Here is a 14122-nt window from a genome sequence, read left to right on the forward strand (position 1 = left end):
GATCGACGACACCGTCACCGTGGAGCGACCTCATGCTGTCCGAAGACGAACTGGCGCTGCTCGACGCGATCCGCGCCACCGGCAGCCTGTCGCGCGCCGCCGCGCGGCTCGGCAAGGCGCCGTCGACGGTGTCGCACGCGGCGCGCCAGCTCGAAACGCGCTTCGACGCGCTGCTGTTCGACCGGCGCGGCTACCGGCTGCAGCTCACGCCGGCCGGGCAATTGCTGGCCGACGAGGCCGCGCGGCTGGCGCTCGACGTCGCCCGGCTGACGCAGCGCGTGCGGCAGGTCGCGAGCGGCTGGGAGGACCGGCTGTGGATCGTCAGCGACGAGGTGCTGGAGTTCGATACGCTTCTGCCGGTCGTCCGCGCATTCGATGCGCTCGATTCCGGCGTGTCGCTGCGCTTCACGCACGAGGTGCTCGGCGGGACCTGGGAAGCGTTGCGCGACGGCCGCGCGGACCTGGTCGTCGGCGCGACCAACGAGCCGCCGGCGATTCCGGGCTTCAAGTGGTTCGAACTCGGCGCGATGGACTGGGTGTTCGCGGTGTCGCCGCGCCACCCGCTGGGGGCCGCGAGCGGGGTGCTGACGCGCGATGCGATCGGCGCGCACCGCGCGGTCGTCGTCGCCGATTCGTCGCGGCGGGCCGGTCGCGCGTATGGCCTGCTCGGCGGGCAGGCGGTGCTCGCGGTGCCGTCGATGCGCGCGAAGATCCTCGCGCAGCGCGATGCGCTCGGCGTCGGCTGGGTGCCGCGCCGGCGCGTCGCGTCGCTGCTCGCGCGCGGCGAACTGGTCGAGAAGCCGACGGCCGACCCGCGCGAGCCGAACCGGCTGTACGTCGCGTGGCACGGCGACCGCGATGGCCGCGCGCTGCAATGGTGGCTGGAGCAACTGCGCGAGCCGCGACTCGCGCAGCGGCTGCTCGACGGGATCGACGTGGTCGGCTGAGCACGCTCGGGCCAACATGTTCGACGTTTTCGAACATGTCCGTCGCGCCCGTCGTACGGCAACGCCGCGCGCCGCGCGCATCCTGTGTTCACGGTCAACTCACCGGTTCACAGGAGAACATCATGCAACGCTTCGAAGGAAAGACGGTCCTCGTCACGGGCGGCAACAGCGGCATCGGCCTGGCGGCCGCCAAGGGATTCGCGGCCGAAGGCGCGCGGGTCGTCATCACCGGGCGCGACGCCGAAACGCTGGAAGCCGCCCGTCAAACGCTCGGCGAAGGCGCGCTCGCGATTCGCAACGAAGCCGGCAGCGTCGCGTCGGCGCGCGCGCTGGCCGACGCGCTCGCCGCCGCCGGCGTGCGGCTCGACGCCGTATTCGTCAACGCGGGCGTCGCGAAACTCGCGCCGTTCGCCGACAGCGACGAAGCGATGTGGGATCTCGTGTTCAACACCAACGTGAAGGGCGCGTATTTCCAGATCCAGTCGCTCGTGCCGCTGCTGAATCGCGGCGCATCGATCGTGATCAACGGCTCGATCAACGCGCATATCGGGATGCCCGGCTCATCGGTGTACGCGGCGAGCAAGGCGGCCGTCAATTCGTTCGCGAAGACGCTGTCGACGGAACTGCTGCCGCACGGCGTGCGCGTGAACGTGGTGAGCCCGGGGCCCGTGCAGACGCCGCTGTACGGCAAGCTCGGCCTCGATGCGGCGACGCTCGACGCGACGGCCGACAAGATCAAGGGCCTCGTGCCGATCGGCCGGTTCGGCACGCCGGACGAAATCGCGTCGACGGTGCTGCACCTGAGCGCGCCGGAATCCGCGTTCATCGTCGGCGCGGAGATCATCGCGTCGGGCGGGATGGGGTTGCTCTGACGGGCGACACGGGCGGGGCCGTCACCGGCGTTGCGATGCCGGGCGATCGGCCCCGCACCCGTGGCTATCGGGCAGTGCAGGCGCCGCGCGTGTCGTCGCCGGTTTGCAACTGCGTCACCGTCAACCCCGCGAACGTCGCGCGGCCTTGCTCGGCGAACACGGCCACGCGATCCGCATCGCGCGGCGGAAAGATCAGGTCCGTCAGTGCGACGCGGCCGCCGTTCGCGAATACTTCGACCGACCCGCGATCGACGACGATCTCGAGCCGCAGTTGCCCGCGTTCGAGCGGCAGATCGACGATGTGCTCGCGGCTGAACGTGCCGGCGAAATTCGCTTCGCCGGATCGCGCACGGTCGAGCGTCAGCGTGCGCTTCGCGGTGTCGTACACGATCCGGGTGCCGATCGAACCATCGGCCGAGCGCCGCACGATCAGGCCCGCGCGTGCGGCACGCTGCGGCGAGATCGTCACCGTGATGCGCTGGACGCCGCCGCGTGTGGCGGCCGACAGCGGTCGGGTAGCCGAGTCGACCGTCAGGTCGCCTTCATGCACGGCCGGCCGGCCGTCGGCCCATGCGTCGAACGCGGCGGCGGGCGCGACGATGAGGGTCGGCTCGCCGTCGATCGCCTTCAGCGACAGTTCGCGCGGCAGCGTGGTCGCGCCACGCCACGGCGTGGTCGGTACCTTGGCCGCGTAATCCCAGTTGCTCATCCATGCGATCGCGACCGGCCGGGCGCCCGGTGCGCCGGAGAACGTGCCGGCCGCATAGAAGTCGGCGCCATGGTCGACCCAGCGGAATTGCGCGGGATCGGAGCCCGCCGGCGCGACGCGGTCGGGCGTAAACGTGCGGCCGTCGAAATCGCCGACGAAATACATGGCGCCGGAACCGCCCGCGATCGACCACGGATTCACGTTGACGATCATCACCCACTTGATTCGCTTCGGATCGCCGTCGAGCGGCAGCGGTATGAGGTCCGGCATTTCCCACAGCGCGCCCGCATGCGGCACGTCCGGCAGCGTGAAGTCGCTCAGGAACGACCAGTGGATCAGGTCGTCGGAACGATAGAGCTTCACGACCTGCGCATCGGCGACGACCGTCGTCATCAGCCAGTAGCCGCCCGCCGCATACCACGACACTTTCGGGTCACGAAATTCCTTCGATTCGGGATCGAGCGTCAGCACCGGGTTGTGCGCATACGGCTGCCAGGTCGTGCCCTGATCGAGGCTGTACGCGAGCGACTGCGCCTGGATGCCGGGCGCGTGACCCGAGCCGGGCTTGTAGACGCTCGTGTAAAGCGCGACGAGCGGCGTGTGACCCGGCGTGCCGAGGCCGGACGTGTTCAGGGTGTCGGCGACGATCGAGCCCGAGAAGATTTCCTCGGTGGCGCTCGCGCGCATCGCGACCGGCTGCTCGCGCCAGTGGACGAGATCGGTGCTGGTCGCGTGCCCCCACGACATGTTGCCCCAGTCGTTGCCGAGCGGGTTGTACTGATAGAACAGGTGATAGCGGCCGTTCTCGTAGACGAGCCCGTTCGGATCGTTCATCCAGTTGCGCTGCGGCGTGTAGTGGAGGGCGGGCCGCCATTGCGGCGTGCCGGTTTCGGGCGGCGCGTGGCACGGGGCGGCGACGACCTGCGTGCAGGCCAGGCAGGCGAACAGCAGGCGAACGAGCCGGACGGAACAGCGGAAAGACGTCGATTTCATGCGGGGCCGGGCGCTTCGTCGGGCGAAGCGGGTAAGGAGCGCATCTGCCGCCTGTACCGACGACATGCGCAAAGGTCAAAAGAAACGGCGGAAGAAAAAGAGGAGGCGCACACGCGACACGCGCGATACGCGCCTCCCGAACCTCGTGCCTTGATTGGCGATCGTTATCGTGGTCTGGCCTGATTACGCTGGCCGTTGCCGTCAGTTGTGACCGGCCCCCGTCGCCGGCAGGTTCGCCGGGATGTCGCCGTAGCCGCCGAGGCCGGCGCGCCCATACGCGCGGTCGACCGCCGTCGACGTGCCGTTGATGTTCACCTTCACCGTCGGCGCGAGCGTGCCGCCGCGGCGCGGGCCGATCGCATCGATGAACGACTCGACGAGCCCGCCCGGCATCACGTAGTGCGAATACGACTGGAATTCGCGCGGATTCTGGTTCGGGTCCTGCGCATACGGTGCGCCGGCCGGCGCGGAGAAGTCGGTCGGGTTGCCGAGCACGAGGCCGCTGCCGCCGTTCAGCGGCAGGAAGTCGCTGCGGATGCCGTTGCCGACGAAGCCGTACACGCCGTCCGGGCCGTCGACGCCGGCCGCCATCGTCGTGCGGTGGCTGATCGTGAACAGGTAGTACTTGCCGTCCTTCAGATAGATCTGCGGACGCTCGGTCTGGTCGTCGACGCAGTTCGCCGACAGGATCGGCGGCAGGAACTTCCATTCGGTCAACTGCGGGTTGGTCGCGACCGCGAGGCCGACATTGGCCTTTTGATACACTGCGCCCGAATTCATCACCGCGTTGAGATCTTCACGGTTCGGATCGTTCGGCGCGTAGCCGAGATCGGCATCGGTGCAGGTGCGTGCGCCGCGCGGGCCGCCGGTGTTGCCTTCGAACACCATGTAGGTCTTGCCCGGATGCGCGGGGTCGGTGAACACGAACGGATCGCGGAACGAGAAGTAGGTGTTCTGCTGGCCGGTCTGGTAGTAGTTGCCGTCCGGTTCCAGCAGCGCCTTGTGATCGTCGAAGCCGGTGAACCACACGTGCTTGTCGTCGGCGTGGATGTGGCCGTCGGCGCGCGTGATGATCGCCTGCGGCGGCGTGATGTCGGCGCCGCCGGGCGCCGAGCGGTTGAACGACGTCGCGGTGTAGTAGAGGCTGACGTTGCTGCCGTTCGTAAGGCGCGCGGAACCCGACCATTCGGCGTTGTTGGTCATCGGCGCGGTGCCGAACACCCGGGCGCTCGCGCCGTCCGGGAACAGATGGCCGCCCCAGGTCCAGCCGCCGTTCGCGGGGCGCTGCGACGCGGGGATGCCGGCGCGGCGATAGAAGAAGCCGATGCGGGCGTGGACGTGACGGTCGTCGAACGTGTAGCCCGCGTGCGGATCGGCGGTGAGCGAGAAGATCACCTCCCAGCCCTTGTAGCTGAGCTGGTTCGCTTGCAGGTCGGCCAGCGGCCACGTGTCCCACACCCACACGTTGGAGTTGATCAGCGGGAAATCCTGCGGGATGTCCGGCATCGTCAGCGCCTGCGGCAGCGAGTTCCTGTCGGCGCCGGCAGTGTGCGATTGCGCGACGATCTGGCGGATGTCCGCCCGCGTCCAGCGCATCGTGAAGTTGCCCTCGGGATCGTAGGCTTGCTGGGTATGGGGCGTGGGCACGGGCGCGCCCGTGCCGCCGGACTGCGCGTGCGCGACGGACGCGAGGGCGGCGAGTGCGCCGCCAGCGAGCAGCAGACGTTTGGCCGCGACCGGACGGAAAAGGGGAAAGTATGTCATCTCGTCGTCGTTTCCTGGGAAGGTGAAAGTGAACGGCTGAGTGGGCATCGATGTCCAAACCGGTTTGGATGCTATTTCAAACCGGTTTGGAACGCAAAAGATATTTATTTGACGGTAATCGTTACCAATTGGAAATAATTACCCGGTCGGCGCGTCCCGGGCTTCGGGCAGCCGGGCGGATCGACGCATGCGAGGAATGACGGTGAAGGTGAATCTGAAGGCGCTGTCGGACGCGCTCGGTCTGTCGCGGACGACGGTCAGCCGCGCGTTGAACGGTTACGACGACGTCAGCGAGGCGACGCGCGAGCGCGTGGCGAAGGCCGCGCGGGAAATGGGCTACGTGGCCGATCCGACCGCGCGCCGGCTCGCGACCGGGCGGGCCGACATGATCGGGATCGTCTATCCGTTCGGCGCGGGCGATCTCGGCGATCCGCGGTTCGGCGAAGTCGTCGCGGGCATCACCGAGCGGCTCGCCGAGCGCAATCTCGATTTCATCATCGCGTCCGCGCGGCCGAACGCGGAGCTGGACACGTACCGGCGGATCGTCGACGGCAAGCTCGTCGACGGGCTGATCGTCGCGCGCACGCGGGTCGACGATCCGCGTATCGCGTACCTGCAAGGGAGCGCGTTTCCGTATGTCGCTTACGGCCGCACGCAGACGGCCGGCCCGTATGCGTGGTTCGACTTCGACAACGAGGCGGGCGCGCGCGACGCGGTGCGCCGGCTGATCGGCTTCGGGCATCGGCGCATCGCGATGATCAGCGCGCCGCTGGCGCTGAATTTCGCCGCGCAGCGGCGCGCCGGTTATCTGTCGGCCTTGCGCGAAGCCGGGATCGACGCGGATCCGGCGCTGCTCGTCGAGTGCGCGTTCACGCACGACGGCGGGCTGCAGGCGGCGCGGGCGTTGCTCGCGCGGGCCGAGCCGCCGACGGCGCTGCTGGTCGACAACAACATCGCGGGCGGCGGCGCGTTTCGCGCGCTGGTCGACGGCGGACTGCGCCTGGGCGCGGACATGTCGCTGATCGTCTACGACGGCGTGCCGCCCGATCTCGCGCATCCGTATCGCGTCACGGCGGTCGTGCAGCCGACCGGGCATGCATCGGGGCGCGCGCTCGCGGAACTGATGCTGCGGCTGCTGGACGACGGTGTGCACGACCACCGGCTCGAGGCGCCGGCCATCGAGGCGGGCGACACGGACGGACCGGCGCGCGGGTAGCCCGCCCGGCGACGGCGGCGAGGCAACGGCGGGGCGCGACCGGACTGCGCCCCGGTCGCAAAGGCCATAACGACGGCAGGGGCGAACGCGCATTCTTCTAGACGACCGGTCTAATCCGGCGCTATCATCCGTCCTCAAGCGTGCGGCGACGTCTCCGGCGGGCTCAAGCAGGGGACGCCGTCGTTTTATTTCGGCCGTTTCTAGACGACTGGTCTAATAGGCGTATATCGCATGCGGATGAATGAATCGCACGTTGCCGCGCGCCGGCGGACTAACCGACAGGCGTGGCGCGCCGACGTGCGGCCCCGTTCCCCCGTTCATTTTCGAAGGAGTGTCCGATCATGAAGATCCTGGTTGTCCTGACCTCGCACGACACGCTCGGCGACACCGGCAAGAAGACCGGCTTCTGGCTCGAGGAACTGGCCGCGCCGTACTACACGTTCAAGGACGCGGGCGTCGAGTTGACGCTGGCGTCGCCGAAGGGCGGCCAGCCGCCGCTCGACCCGAAAAGCAGCGATCCGACCGCGCAGACCGACGCGACGCGCCGCTTCGACGCCGATGCGGCGGCCAAGGCCGAACTCGCGTCGACGCGCAAGCTGGCCGAGGTATCGGCGGACGACTACGACGCGCTGTTCTACCCGGGCGGCCATGGCCCGCTGTGGGATCTCGCCGAGGATCTGCATTCGATCGGCCTGATCGAGCGCGCGCTCGCGGCCGGCAAGCCGGTCGCGGCGGTCTGCCACGCGCCGGGCGTGCTGCGCCACGTGAAGAACCCGCAGACCGGCGAATCGGTCGTGCGCGGCAAGCGCGCAACGGGATTCACCAACAGCGAGGAGGCGGCCGTCGAGCTGACCGAAGTCGTGCCGTTTCTCGTCGAGGACATGCTGAAAACCAACGGCGCCGAATTCGAGCGCAGCGCCGACTGGGCGCCGCATGTCGTCACCGACGGGCTGCTGATCACCGGGCAGAACCCCGCATCGTCGGCGCCCGCGGCCGAGGCGCTGCTCGCGAAGCTCGGCCATCGCTAACCGCATGGCGCCGGCCGGGCCGGCGCCGCGTCCTTGCCGTCGCCGGGCGCTGCCGGCCCGCCGACGGCCCGCATCGTTGCGTCGTGCGCACCGCGCGGCGCATTCCCAGCCGTTTTGCAGAACCAAGCAAAGGAGTCGTGGATGTCTGCCCTGTTCGAACCGTTCAAACTCAAGGATGTCACGCTGCGCAACCGCATCGCGGTGCCGCCGATGTGCCAGTACGTCGCCGAAGACGGCGTCGTCAACGACTGGCATCACGTGCATCTGGCCGGCATCGCGCGCGGCGGCGCGGGCCTCGTGATCGCGGAGGCGACCGCCGTGTCGCCGGAAGGCCGCATCACGCCGGGCTGCGCCGGGTTGTGGAACGACGCGCAGGCCGAGGCGTTCGCGCCGTCGGTCGCGGCGATCAAGGCGGCCGGCGCGGTGCCGGGCATCCAGATCGCGCACGCGGGCCGCAAGGCGAGCGCGAACCGCCCGTGGGAAGGCGACGACCATATCGCCGACGGCGATCCGCGCGGTTGGCAGACCATCGCGCCGTCGGCCGTGCCGTTCGGCGCGCATCTGCCGAAGGTGCCGCGTGAAATGACGCACGACGACATCGCCCGCGTGCAGGCCGACTTCGTCGCGTCGGCGCAGCGCGCACGCGACCTCGGTTTCGAATGGCTGGAACTGCACTTCGCGCACGGCTATCTCGGCCAGAGCTTCTTCTCGGTGCATTCGAACCAGCGCACCGACGAATACGGCGGTTCGGCCGAAAACCGCGGCCGTTTCCTCGTCGACACGCTGGCCGCCGTTCGCAAGGTCTGGCCCGAGCATCTGCCGCTGACCGCGCGCCTCGGCGTGATCGAATACGACGGCCGCGACGAAGAGACGCTCGCCGAGTCGATCGCGCTCACGCAGCGGATGAAGCGGGAAGGGCTCGACATGCTGAGCGTGTCGGTCGGCTTCTCGACGCCCACCGCGCAGATTCCGTGGGGCCCGGCGTTCCTCGCGCCGATCGCCGAGCGCGTGCGCCGCGAGGCCGGGCTGCCGGTGTCGTCCGCGTGGGGGATCGACACGCCGCAACTGGCGAACCGCGTGGTGGCGGAACAGCAACTCGATCTCGTGATGGTCGGCCGCGCGCACCTGGCCGATCCGCACTGGCCGTACTACGCGGCCAAGCAGCTCGGCGTCGAGCGTCCGTCGTGGACGCTGCCCGCGCCGTACGCGCACTGGCTCGAACGCTACCGGGTCGCGGACAAGGTGGCGTAAGCGAGGGCATGTCGACGCCGCGCCGCGGCGCTCCGCGCATCGCGCGCGGCGCCGGTCGGGCGCCGATGGATAGAATGGCGGTTCGTCCAGGCCGATGGCCTGCGCGAACCGCCATTTTTTCTTTTCGACAGAGGTGCCATGGGCGCACATGTGCCGTCGTCTCACGATTCCGCCGCGCGGCCGCGCGCGCAACAGATCGCCCGCGTCGCGTTGTATGCGGCGCTGCTGGTGCTTGCGCTGTGGGTGATCCGCGACTTCATTCCCGCCATCGCGTGGGCCTGCGTGATCGCCATCGCGATGTGGCCGCTGCTGAAGCGCTTCGAATCGCATCGGCTGTTCCGCGACCGGCCGACGCTGATCGCGACCGTCATCACGGCGGCGATTTCGCTGCTCGTCGTGCTGCCGGTGGCGGTTGCGACGACCCAGGCGATCGCGCAGGCGCATGACCTGCGCGAGTGGCTGCACACGGTCCAGGACAACGGCATTCCGTTGCCGGACGTGGTCAGCCGGTTGCCGTACGGCGCGGCGCAGATCACCGAATGGTGGCAGGCCAATCTCGGCCATCCGCTGCATGCGGCCACCGCGATGCACGGCGTCAACAGCGAGAAATTCATCGCGTTCGGCCGGCAATTCGGCACGAAGCTCGCGCACGTGCTGCTCGAATTCGGTTTCATGCTCGTCACGCTGTTCGTGATCCTGCGCGCGGGCCACAAGCTGTCGGGTGCGTTGCTGCAGGGCGCGCGGCGCGCGTTCGGGCGCAACGGCGCGGAACTGATCGAGCGGATGGTCGCGGCCGTGTACGGCACGGTGACGGGGCTCGTCGTCGTCGGGCTCGGCGAGGGCGCGCTGCTCGGCGTCGCGTATGCGCTCGCGGGCGTGCCGCATGCGGCGCTGCTCGGGCTCGTCACGGCGGTCGCCGCGATGCTGCCGTTCTGCGCGCCGGTCGTGTTCTGCGGCGCGGCGCTCTGGCTGTTCGTGCAGGGGGCGACCATGTGGGCCGTCGTGGTCGCGGCGCTCGGGTTCATCGTCGTGTTCGTCGCCGAGCATTTCGTGCGGCCGGTGCTGATCGGCGGTTCGACACGGCTGCCGTTCCTGCTCGTGCTGTTCGGCATCCTCGGCGGCGCCGAGACGTTCGGCCTGATCGGGCTGTTCGTCGGCCCGGCGCTGATGACGGTGCTCACGATGCTGTGGGCCGAATGGATCGCTTGAGCGCGCATGCCGTGGCGTCGGCTCGACGCAGCGGTGCGACGACGCGGATGCACACGCACGCGGGTGACGGCTGCAACGATCGCTGACGATTCGGCGGGCGAGGACGCCTGCGATCGCAGGGATCCGGATAACGATCTCTACATTTCTTTTCGATCCGGACCCAAAGGTCGAGTAGCATGGGGCTTTCGATCACGCCGGCATGGCGCAGCAGATTCCCCGAGCATGCGATTGATTTCGATGTCCCGTCCCGCAGCGACGCTGTCCCTGGCCGCCAGCTGCCTGATGTTGCATGGCTGTGCGTGGTTCGACTCGTGGCTGCCGTTTTCGTATTCGCGCACGCCGCTGGCACGGGCCGCGTCGAGGCACGGCGCGACGCGCGCCGACGTCGTCCGCGCCGCCGGCAACCCGCGCAGCGTCTGGATGGTCCGCAACGGCAGCGGTGTCTGCTACAACTATTTCATCGAGCACGGCAACGATCACCGGTCGTACTTCGTCGTGTTCGACAAGGCCGGCGTCGTCACGCAGTACGGCTTCGATTCGTGCATGGACGCCGACCGCAAGGGCACGCTCCAGCCGGGCAAGGCCGCATCGCGCTAGCGCGGCCGCCTGCGCCGCGCGAGCGTGTCACGCACGCGTCACGCGATCGTATCGAGCACGCCGCCGTCGGCGCGCAGCGCGGCGCCCGTCGTGGCCGAGGCGAGCGGCGAACACACGTACACGACCAGGTTCGCGATTTCCTCGGGCAGCGCCGGCCGCTGGATGATCGACGTCGCGCGCTCGGTGCGCACGAAATCCACCGCGACGTCGTCGATGCTGCGGCCCGTTTCGTCGGCCTGCGCCTTCAGCATCGCGCGCACGCCTTCCGACATCGTCGGCCCCGGCAGCACCGAATTGACGGTCACGTTGGTGCCGGCCGCGAGTTTTGCAAGGCCGCGCGCGATCGACAACTGCGCGGTTTTCGTGAACCCGTAATGAATCATGTCGACGGGAATGTTCAGGCCCGATTCCGACGAAATGAACACGATGCGCCCGGCATTGCGTTCGATCATCCCTTTCAGGTAATGCCGCGCGAGCCGTACGCCGGACATCACGTTGATCTGGAAATAATGTTCCCATTCGGCATCGTCGATGTCGAAGAACTGCTTCAGGCCGTAGATGCCCGCGTTGTTGACGAGAATGTCGGCATCCGGCGTGTGCTGCGTGACACGCGCGACGCCGGCCGCATCGGACAGGTCGGCGGCGACGCCGTCGAAGCTTGCGCCGGGCACGGTGTCGCGCAGTTTCTCGAGCGCGGATTGCACCGACGTGTCGCTGCGGCCGTTGACGACGACGCGCGCACCGGCGCGCGCGAGCCCTTCGGCGATCGCGAGCCCGATGCCGGCGGTGGAAGCGGTGACGACCGCGGTCTTGCCTTTCAGATCGATCTGCATGAGCGTGGCGGGGGGAAGAGTGAACGGGAAGCGCCGCGCGTGCCGCGGCGGACGGAATTCAAAGCTTAGGCAAATTCCGGTCAATAGGCCATCTCGCGAGCGCGTCGGCGGCGGTCATGCAGGAATGCCGGGGAGGGAAGTTGTGAGGTGCCGGCGTGGATCTCGGTCGCGAGAGATCCGTGCCGGCTCGGGGCAACCACGCGTGAGATCCGGGTACCGCGCGTGCTTCACCCGCGCGGTACCCGACCGACGACGTATTCGCCGGCCGCGATGGCAGCAGGTCGAATGTCGGCCGGAAAGAGTCGGCGCCACTGCCGATGCTGGCGGATGCCGTGCATGCCGCCAGCCCATTTCGTGACTATTGCCCGCGGAACGGGTGAGCCGTCAACGCCGGAAGGCGAATATCAGGAGCACGTGACGAACCAGTCCCACCAGTAGTATCCGACCAGCTCCTGGGTGCTTCTTTCCAGCGCATAGAGCCCGAAGCACGCGCCAAGCGTTTCTATCCCGCTCTCTCTTGCCTTGGAGCCAATGCTGACGAAAGTCTGCGGCTTCGTCACCGGCGGCAGGCCGTCGCGCGTTTCAGGATTCAGTTGCACGGCGTTCACGTCGAGGAAGTCCTGCGAAAACGGGTTGAATACCTGCTGGCCGAACAGGTGCGAAACCTGATAAATCAGCACCGAGTCATCCACGTTCCCATAGAGGGAGACTGCCCTCAGTGAAACCGTGTCGCCCGGATACAGCGTCAGAACAGGGTCGGCCGGGCCGTTTCCGATCGACCCGCCCCGCGCACCGGTATACAGCAGGCGCACGGCGCGGTGATCGACGGCGATCGGTAATTCGGGCTGCCTGCTCGGATGCGGGTATCTCCACTTGATGTATTCCGTGTCGATTACCGCGAGGATGTCGATTTGCTGCGCGCTCGGGTCGAGCGTGAGGCTTCCAAGATCGGCTGTCATACGGGTGCTCCATTTTGGTTTTGTCGCGGAAGAGGTGCGGCACCCTCCGGGGCGCCGCGCAAGATCTGCCGACTTGAATCGCTCCCGTATCGCTTCGGAGCGAGTTGTCGGCGGCGCTCGCGTCAAGCAGCGGCGGCTTGCCAGACCCAGAAGAAGTAGCCGAACAAGGATTTCCTGTTCTGGCTCCGCGTATAAAGCGCAAAAGACGTGGCGAGGTACTCGGATCCGGCGGATTTTGCGACGGATTCGAATGCCTGTAAGACCTGGGATTGCGCCGAGGTCGCGATGAGGTCCGGCGTTTCGGCAGCGCTCGCCGCGCCAGCCTGTTCGATGGTCACCGCGGCAAACGGAGCGAACACCTGAGCGCCCGAGTATTGCTGGACGTGGTAAATCAGCGCAGCGTCTCCCGAATTGTCGGCCAGCGACGTCCCCATCAGGGATACCTTGTCGCCGACATTCAATTTCAGGCCCAGATTACCGTTTCCCTCCGAACTGCTCACGCCGGGCGCGTGGCCGTTGAGCATGAACAACGCAGTGCTGGCGATGCTGGTCGGGTTCTGCGCGTTCAGGCTCGGATTGGGGTGACTTCTCTTTATGTAATTCGTGTCGATAACTGCAAGAATTTGAATGGACTGAGCGGCTTTTTCCAGATTGATACTGTTCGGATCGACTTTCATTGGAATGCCTCCGTGGTGGGCCAATTGCCCGTGCGGTGCGCGTGGCGCATCGGCGATGCGCTTTTTCAGTATTGGCCATTTATATTGGTTTTAGTACCTGTCAGGTTTGATGGGGGATTTATTTTAATGAAAATTGCTTTTCGCGGGCGAGGTGGGGTCGATGTCGCGGTGTAATCGACTGTAATTGATTTTTATGGATTTTTTCGGTCTGGAATCGGGTTGTTGGGTCTGAATTAAAACGTTCGTCGCCGCGTAATCGACTGTAATTGATTTCGATTGCCGAAGAGGACGATATTGTCCTTGACGCGCCAATGACGCGTCGTCGGATTTAAATTCATAACGCTTAATGAATGGAGATCAGCCATGGCTACCGAAGTCACTCTTGCATCGAGCGCACAGGACATCAACATCATCGCGGTGATCGATACGGAATGGGTCAAGAAAACGTATCCGAATCCGAGCCAGGATCCGAACAAGCCGACGGGCATCGCCCACAATGGCCAGTTCCTGATTTGCACCGGCGCGCGTGGCGTCAAGGGGCAGGGTACGGCCGACCTGGAAATCACCGCATATCCGGGTGACCGCGTCCAGTTCACCGGCGTGTCGATCTACGACAACTCCGACGATGCCGTGATCATCTACAACATCCCGCGCTATCAAGGCGACGAGGTATTCAACCCGTTCGTCTGCAACACCGTCGTCCGCAATGGCGCGGTGGAACCCAACCCGGATTCGGGGAGCCGCAATGGCCTCCCGCCGCTGAAGAAGCAACTCACGTTCGCGACTTTCGACTCGTCGGTCCGGAAAAGCGGCACCGAATATTTCGGCGTTTGCTTCGCGCTTTACAAGCTCGTCGGCGGGCAGAACCAGGAACTGTTCGGCTACTACTGGTGGGATCCGAAGATCTACGTGCCGGCCTGACCCGATCGTCTCGACGTCGGCGCCCGAGCAGGCGGAAACGCCTGTAGGCGGGTACAGGGCGCGATGTCCCGGCCCAAGCGCGACATCGTGTCGGGCGCCGGCGACGGGCAGGATCGTGCCCACGATCATCGTCGTGGGCACGATTC

General features: G+C 67.1%; 13 protein-coding genes. 8 read left to right on the forward strand and 5 right to left on the reverse strand.

Annotated features, from left to right (window positions below; genetic code table 11):
• Window positions 1-32 precede the first annotated feature (32 nt).
• Both H0X90_RS22915 and H0X90_RS22920 read left to right on the forward strand, forming a co-directional pair.
• Window positions 33-947, forward strand: coding sequence for a LysR family transcriptional regulator (locus H0X90_RS22915; RefSeq protein WP_034202401.1), 915 nt, complete (start codon window positions 33-35; stop codon window positions 945-947).
• A gap of 122 nt (window positions 948-1069) precedes the next feature.
• Entirely contained in the window at window positions 1070-1819 is a 750-nt protein-coding gene (locus tag H0X90_RS22920) for an SDR family oxidoreductase (protein ID WP_006481722.1), read from the forward strand.
• Between the two features lie 64 nt (window positions 1820-1883).
• On the opposite strand, the gene H0X90_RS22925 is transcribed toward H0X90_RS22920, so the two are convergent.
• Entirely contained in the window at window positions 1884-3521 is a 1638-nt protein-coding gene (locus H0X90_RS22925; RefSeq protein WP_069352253.1) for a glycoside hydrolase family 32 protein, read from the reverse strand.
• A 201-nt stretch (window positions 3522-3722) separates the two neighbouring features.
• The gene (locus tag H0X90_RS22930) at window positions 3723-5285 is read right to left on the reverse strand and encodes a glycoside hydrolase family 68 protein (protein ID WP_006481721.1); all 1563 of its coding nucleotides are present in this window, start codon (window positions 5283-5285) and stop codon (window positions 3723-3725) included.
• A gap of 187 nt (window positions 5286-5472) precedes the next feature.
• Between H0X90_RS22930 and H0X90_RS22935 the strand changes: the two genes are divergently transcribed.
• The 5 genes from H0X90_RS22935 to H0X90_RS22955 all read left to right on the forward strand — a co-directional run bounded on the left by H0X90_RS22935 (window position 5473) and on the right by H0X90_RS22955 (window position 10586).
• On the forward strand, window positions 5473-6501 hold the full coding sequence (locus H0X90_RS22935; protein ID WP_034202398.1) for a substrate-binding domain-containing protein: 1029 nt from the start codon (window positions 5473-5475) through the stop codon (window positions 6499-6501).
• A 341-nt stretch (window positions 6502-6842) separates the two neighbouring features.
• Window positions 6843-7529, forward strand: a complete 687-nt coding sequence (locus tag H0X90_RS22940) for a type 1 glutamine amidotransferase domain-containing protein (RefSeq protein WP_006481723.1) — start codon at window positions 6843-6845, stop codon at window positions 7527-7529.
• A gap of 141 nt (window positions 7530-7670) precedes the next feature.
• The gene (locus tag H0X90_RS22945) at window positions 7671-8780 is read left to right on the forward strand and encodes an NADH:flavin oxidoreductase/NADH oxidase (RefSeq protein ID WP_006494940.1); all 1110 of its coding nucleotides are present in this window, start codon (window positions 7671-7673) and stop codon (window positions 8778-8780) included.
• A gap of 138 nt (window positions 8781-8918) precedes the next feature.
• The gene (locus H0X90_RS22950) at window positions 8919-9989 is read left to right on the forward strand and encodes an AI-2E family transporter (RefSeq protein WP_006485660.1); all 1071 of its coding nucleotides are present in this window, start codon (window positions 8919-8921) and stop codon (window positions 9987-9989) included.
• A gap of 222 nt (window positions 9990-10211) precedes the next feature.
• Complete coding sequence (locus H0X90_RS22955; protein WP_006494939.1) at window positions 10212-10586, forward strand: hypothetical protein; 375 nt, start codon at window positions 10212-10214, stop codon at window positions 10584-10586.
• A 38-nt stretch (window positions 10587-10624) separates the two neighbouring features.
• Here H0X90_RS22955 and H0X90_RS22960 read toward each other — a convergent pair whose 3' ends face one another.
• From H0X90_RS22960 to H0X90_RS22970, 3 genes are all read right to left on the reverse strand, one after another.
• Window positions 10625-11419, reverse strand: a complete 795-nt coding sequence (locus tag H0X90_RS22960) for an SDR family NAD(P)-dependent oxidoreductase (protein WP_006485656.1) — start codon at window positions 11417-11419, stop codon at window positions 10625-10627.
• Window positions 11420-11823: 404 nt separating this feature from the next.
• Window positions 11824-12378 carry an inclusion body family protein gene (locus tag H0X90_RS22965; protein WP_077189155.1) on the reverse strand — a complete coding sequence of 185 codons (555 nt, stop codon included), beginning with the start codon at window positions 12376-12378 and terminating at the stop codon, window positions 11824-11826.
• 122 nt (window positions 12379-12500) lie between these two features.
• The gene (locus H0X90_RS22970) at window positions 12501-13055 is read right to left on the reverse strand and encodes an AidA/PixA family protein (protein ID WP_077189154.1); all 555 of its coding nucleotides are present in this window, start codon (window positions 13053-13055) and stop codon (window positions 12501-12503) included.
• Window positions 13056-13418: 363 nt separating this feature from the next.
• On the opposite strand from H0X90_RS22970, the gene H0X90_RS22975 reads away from it, so the two are divergent.
• Window positions 13419-13976, forward strand: coding sequence for an inclusion body family protein (locus H0X90_RS22975; RefSeq protein WP_006485654.1), 558 nt, complete (start codon window positions 13419-13421; stop codon window positions 13974-13976).
• The last annotated feature ends 146 nt before the right edge of the window (window positions 13977-14122 follow it).

This window comes from Burkholderia sp. 9775_39 (assembly GCF_015712225.1).
Classification (GTDB): Bacteria; Pseudomonadota; Gammaproteobacteria; order Burkholderiales; family Burkholderiaceae; genus Burkholderia; species Burkholderia cenocepacia.

Bases quoted from the DNA above. Each gene is read 5' to 3' on its own strand.
- H0X90_RS22935 (WP_034202398.1), top strand. From the start codon at position 5,473: ATGCGAGGAATGACGGTGAAGGTGAATCTGAAGGCGCTGTCGGACGCG.
- H0X90_RS22945 (WP_006494940.1), top strand. From the start codon at position 7,671: ATGTCTGCCCTGTTCGAACCGTTCAAACTCAAGGATGTCACGCTGCGC.
- H0X90_RS22915 (WP_034202401.1), top strand. From the start codon at position 33: ATGCTGTCCGAAGACGAACTGGCGCTGCTCGACGCGATCCGCGCCACC.
- H0X90_RS22925 (WP_069352253.1), bottom strand. From the start codon at position 3,521: ATGAAATCGACGTCTTTCCGCTGTTCCGTCCGGCTCGTTCGCCTGCTG.
- H0X90_RS22965 (WP_077189155.1), bottom strand. From the start codon at position 12,378: ATGACAGCCGATCTTGGAAGCCTCACGCTCGACCCGAGCGCGCAGCAA.
- H0X90_RS22950 (WP_006485660.1), top strand. From the start codon at position 8,919: ATGGGCGCACATGTGCCGTCGTCTCACGATTCCGCCGCGCGGCCGCGC.
- H0X90_RS22955 (WP_006494939.1), top strand. From the start codon at position 10,212: ATGCGATTGATTTCGATGTCCCGTCCCGCAGCGACGCTGTCCCTGGCC.
- H0X90_RS22930 (WP_006481721.1), bottom strand. From the start codon at position 5,285: ATGACATACTTTCCCCTTTTCCGTCCGGTCGCGGCCAAACGTCTGCTG.
- H0X90_RS22940 (WP_006481723.1), top strand. From the start codon at position 6,843: ATGAAGATCCTGGTTGTCCTGACCTCGCACGACACGCTCGGCGACACC.
- H0X90_RS22920 (WP_006481722.1), top strand. From the start codon at position 1,070: ATGCAACGCTTCGAAGGAAAGACGGTCCTCGTCACGGGCGGCAACAGC.
- H0X90_RS22970 (WP_077189154.1), bottom strand. From the start codon at position 13,055: ATGAAAGTCGATCCGAACAGTATCAATCTGGAAAAAGCCGCTCAGTCC.
- H0X90_RS22975 (WP_006485654.1), top strand. From the start codon at position 13,419: ATGGCTACCGAAGTCACTCTTGCATCGAGCGCACAGGACATCAACATC.
- H0X90_RS22960 (WP_006485656.1), bottom strand. From the start codon at position 11,419: ATGCAGATCGATCTGAAAGGCAAGACCGCGGTCGTCACCGCTTCCACC.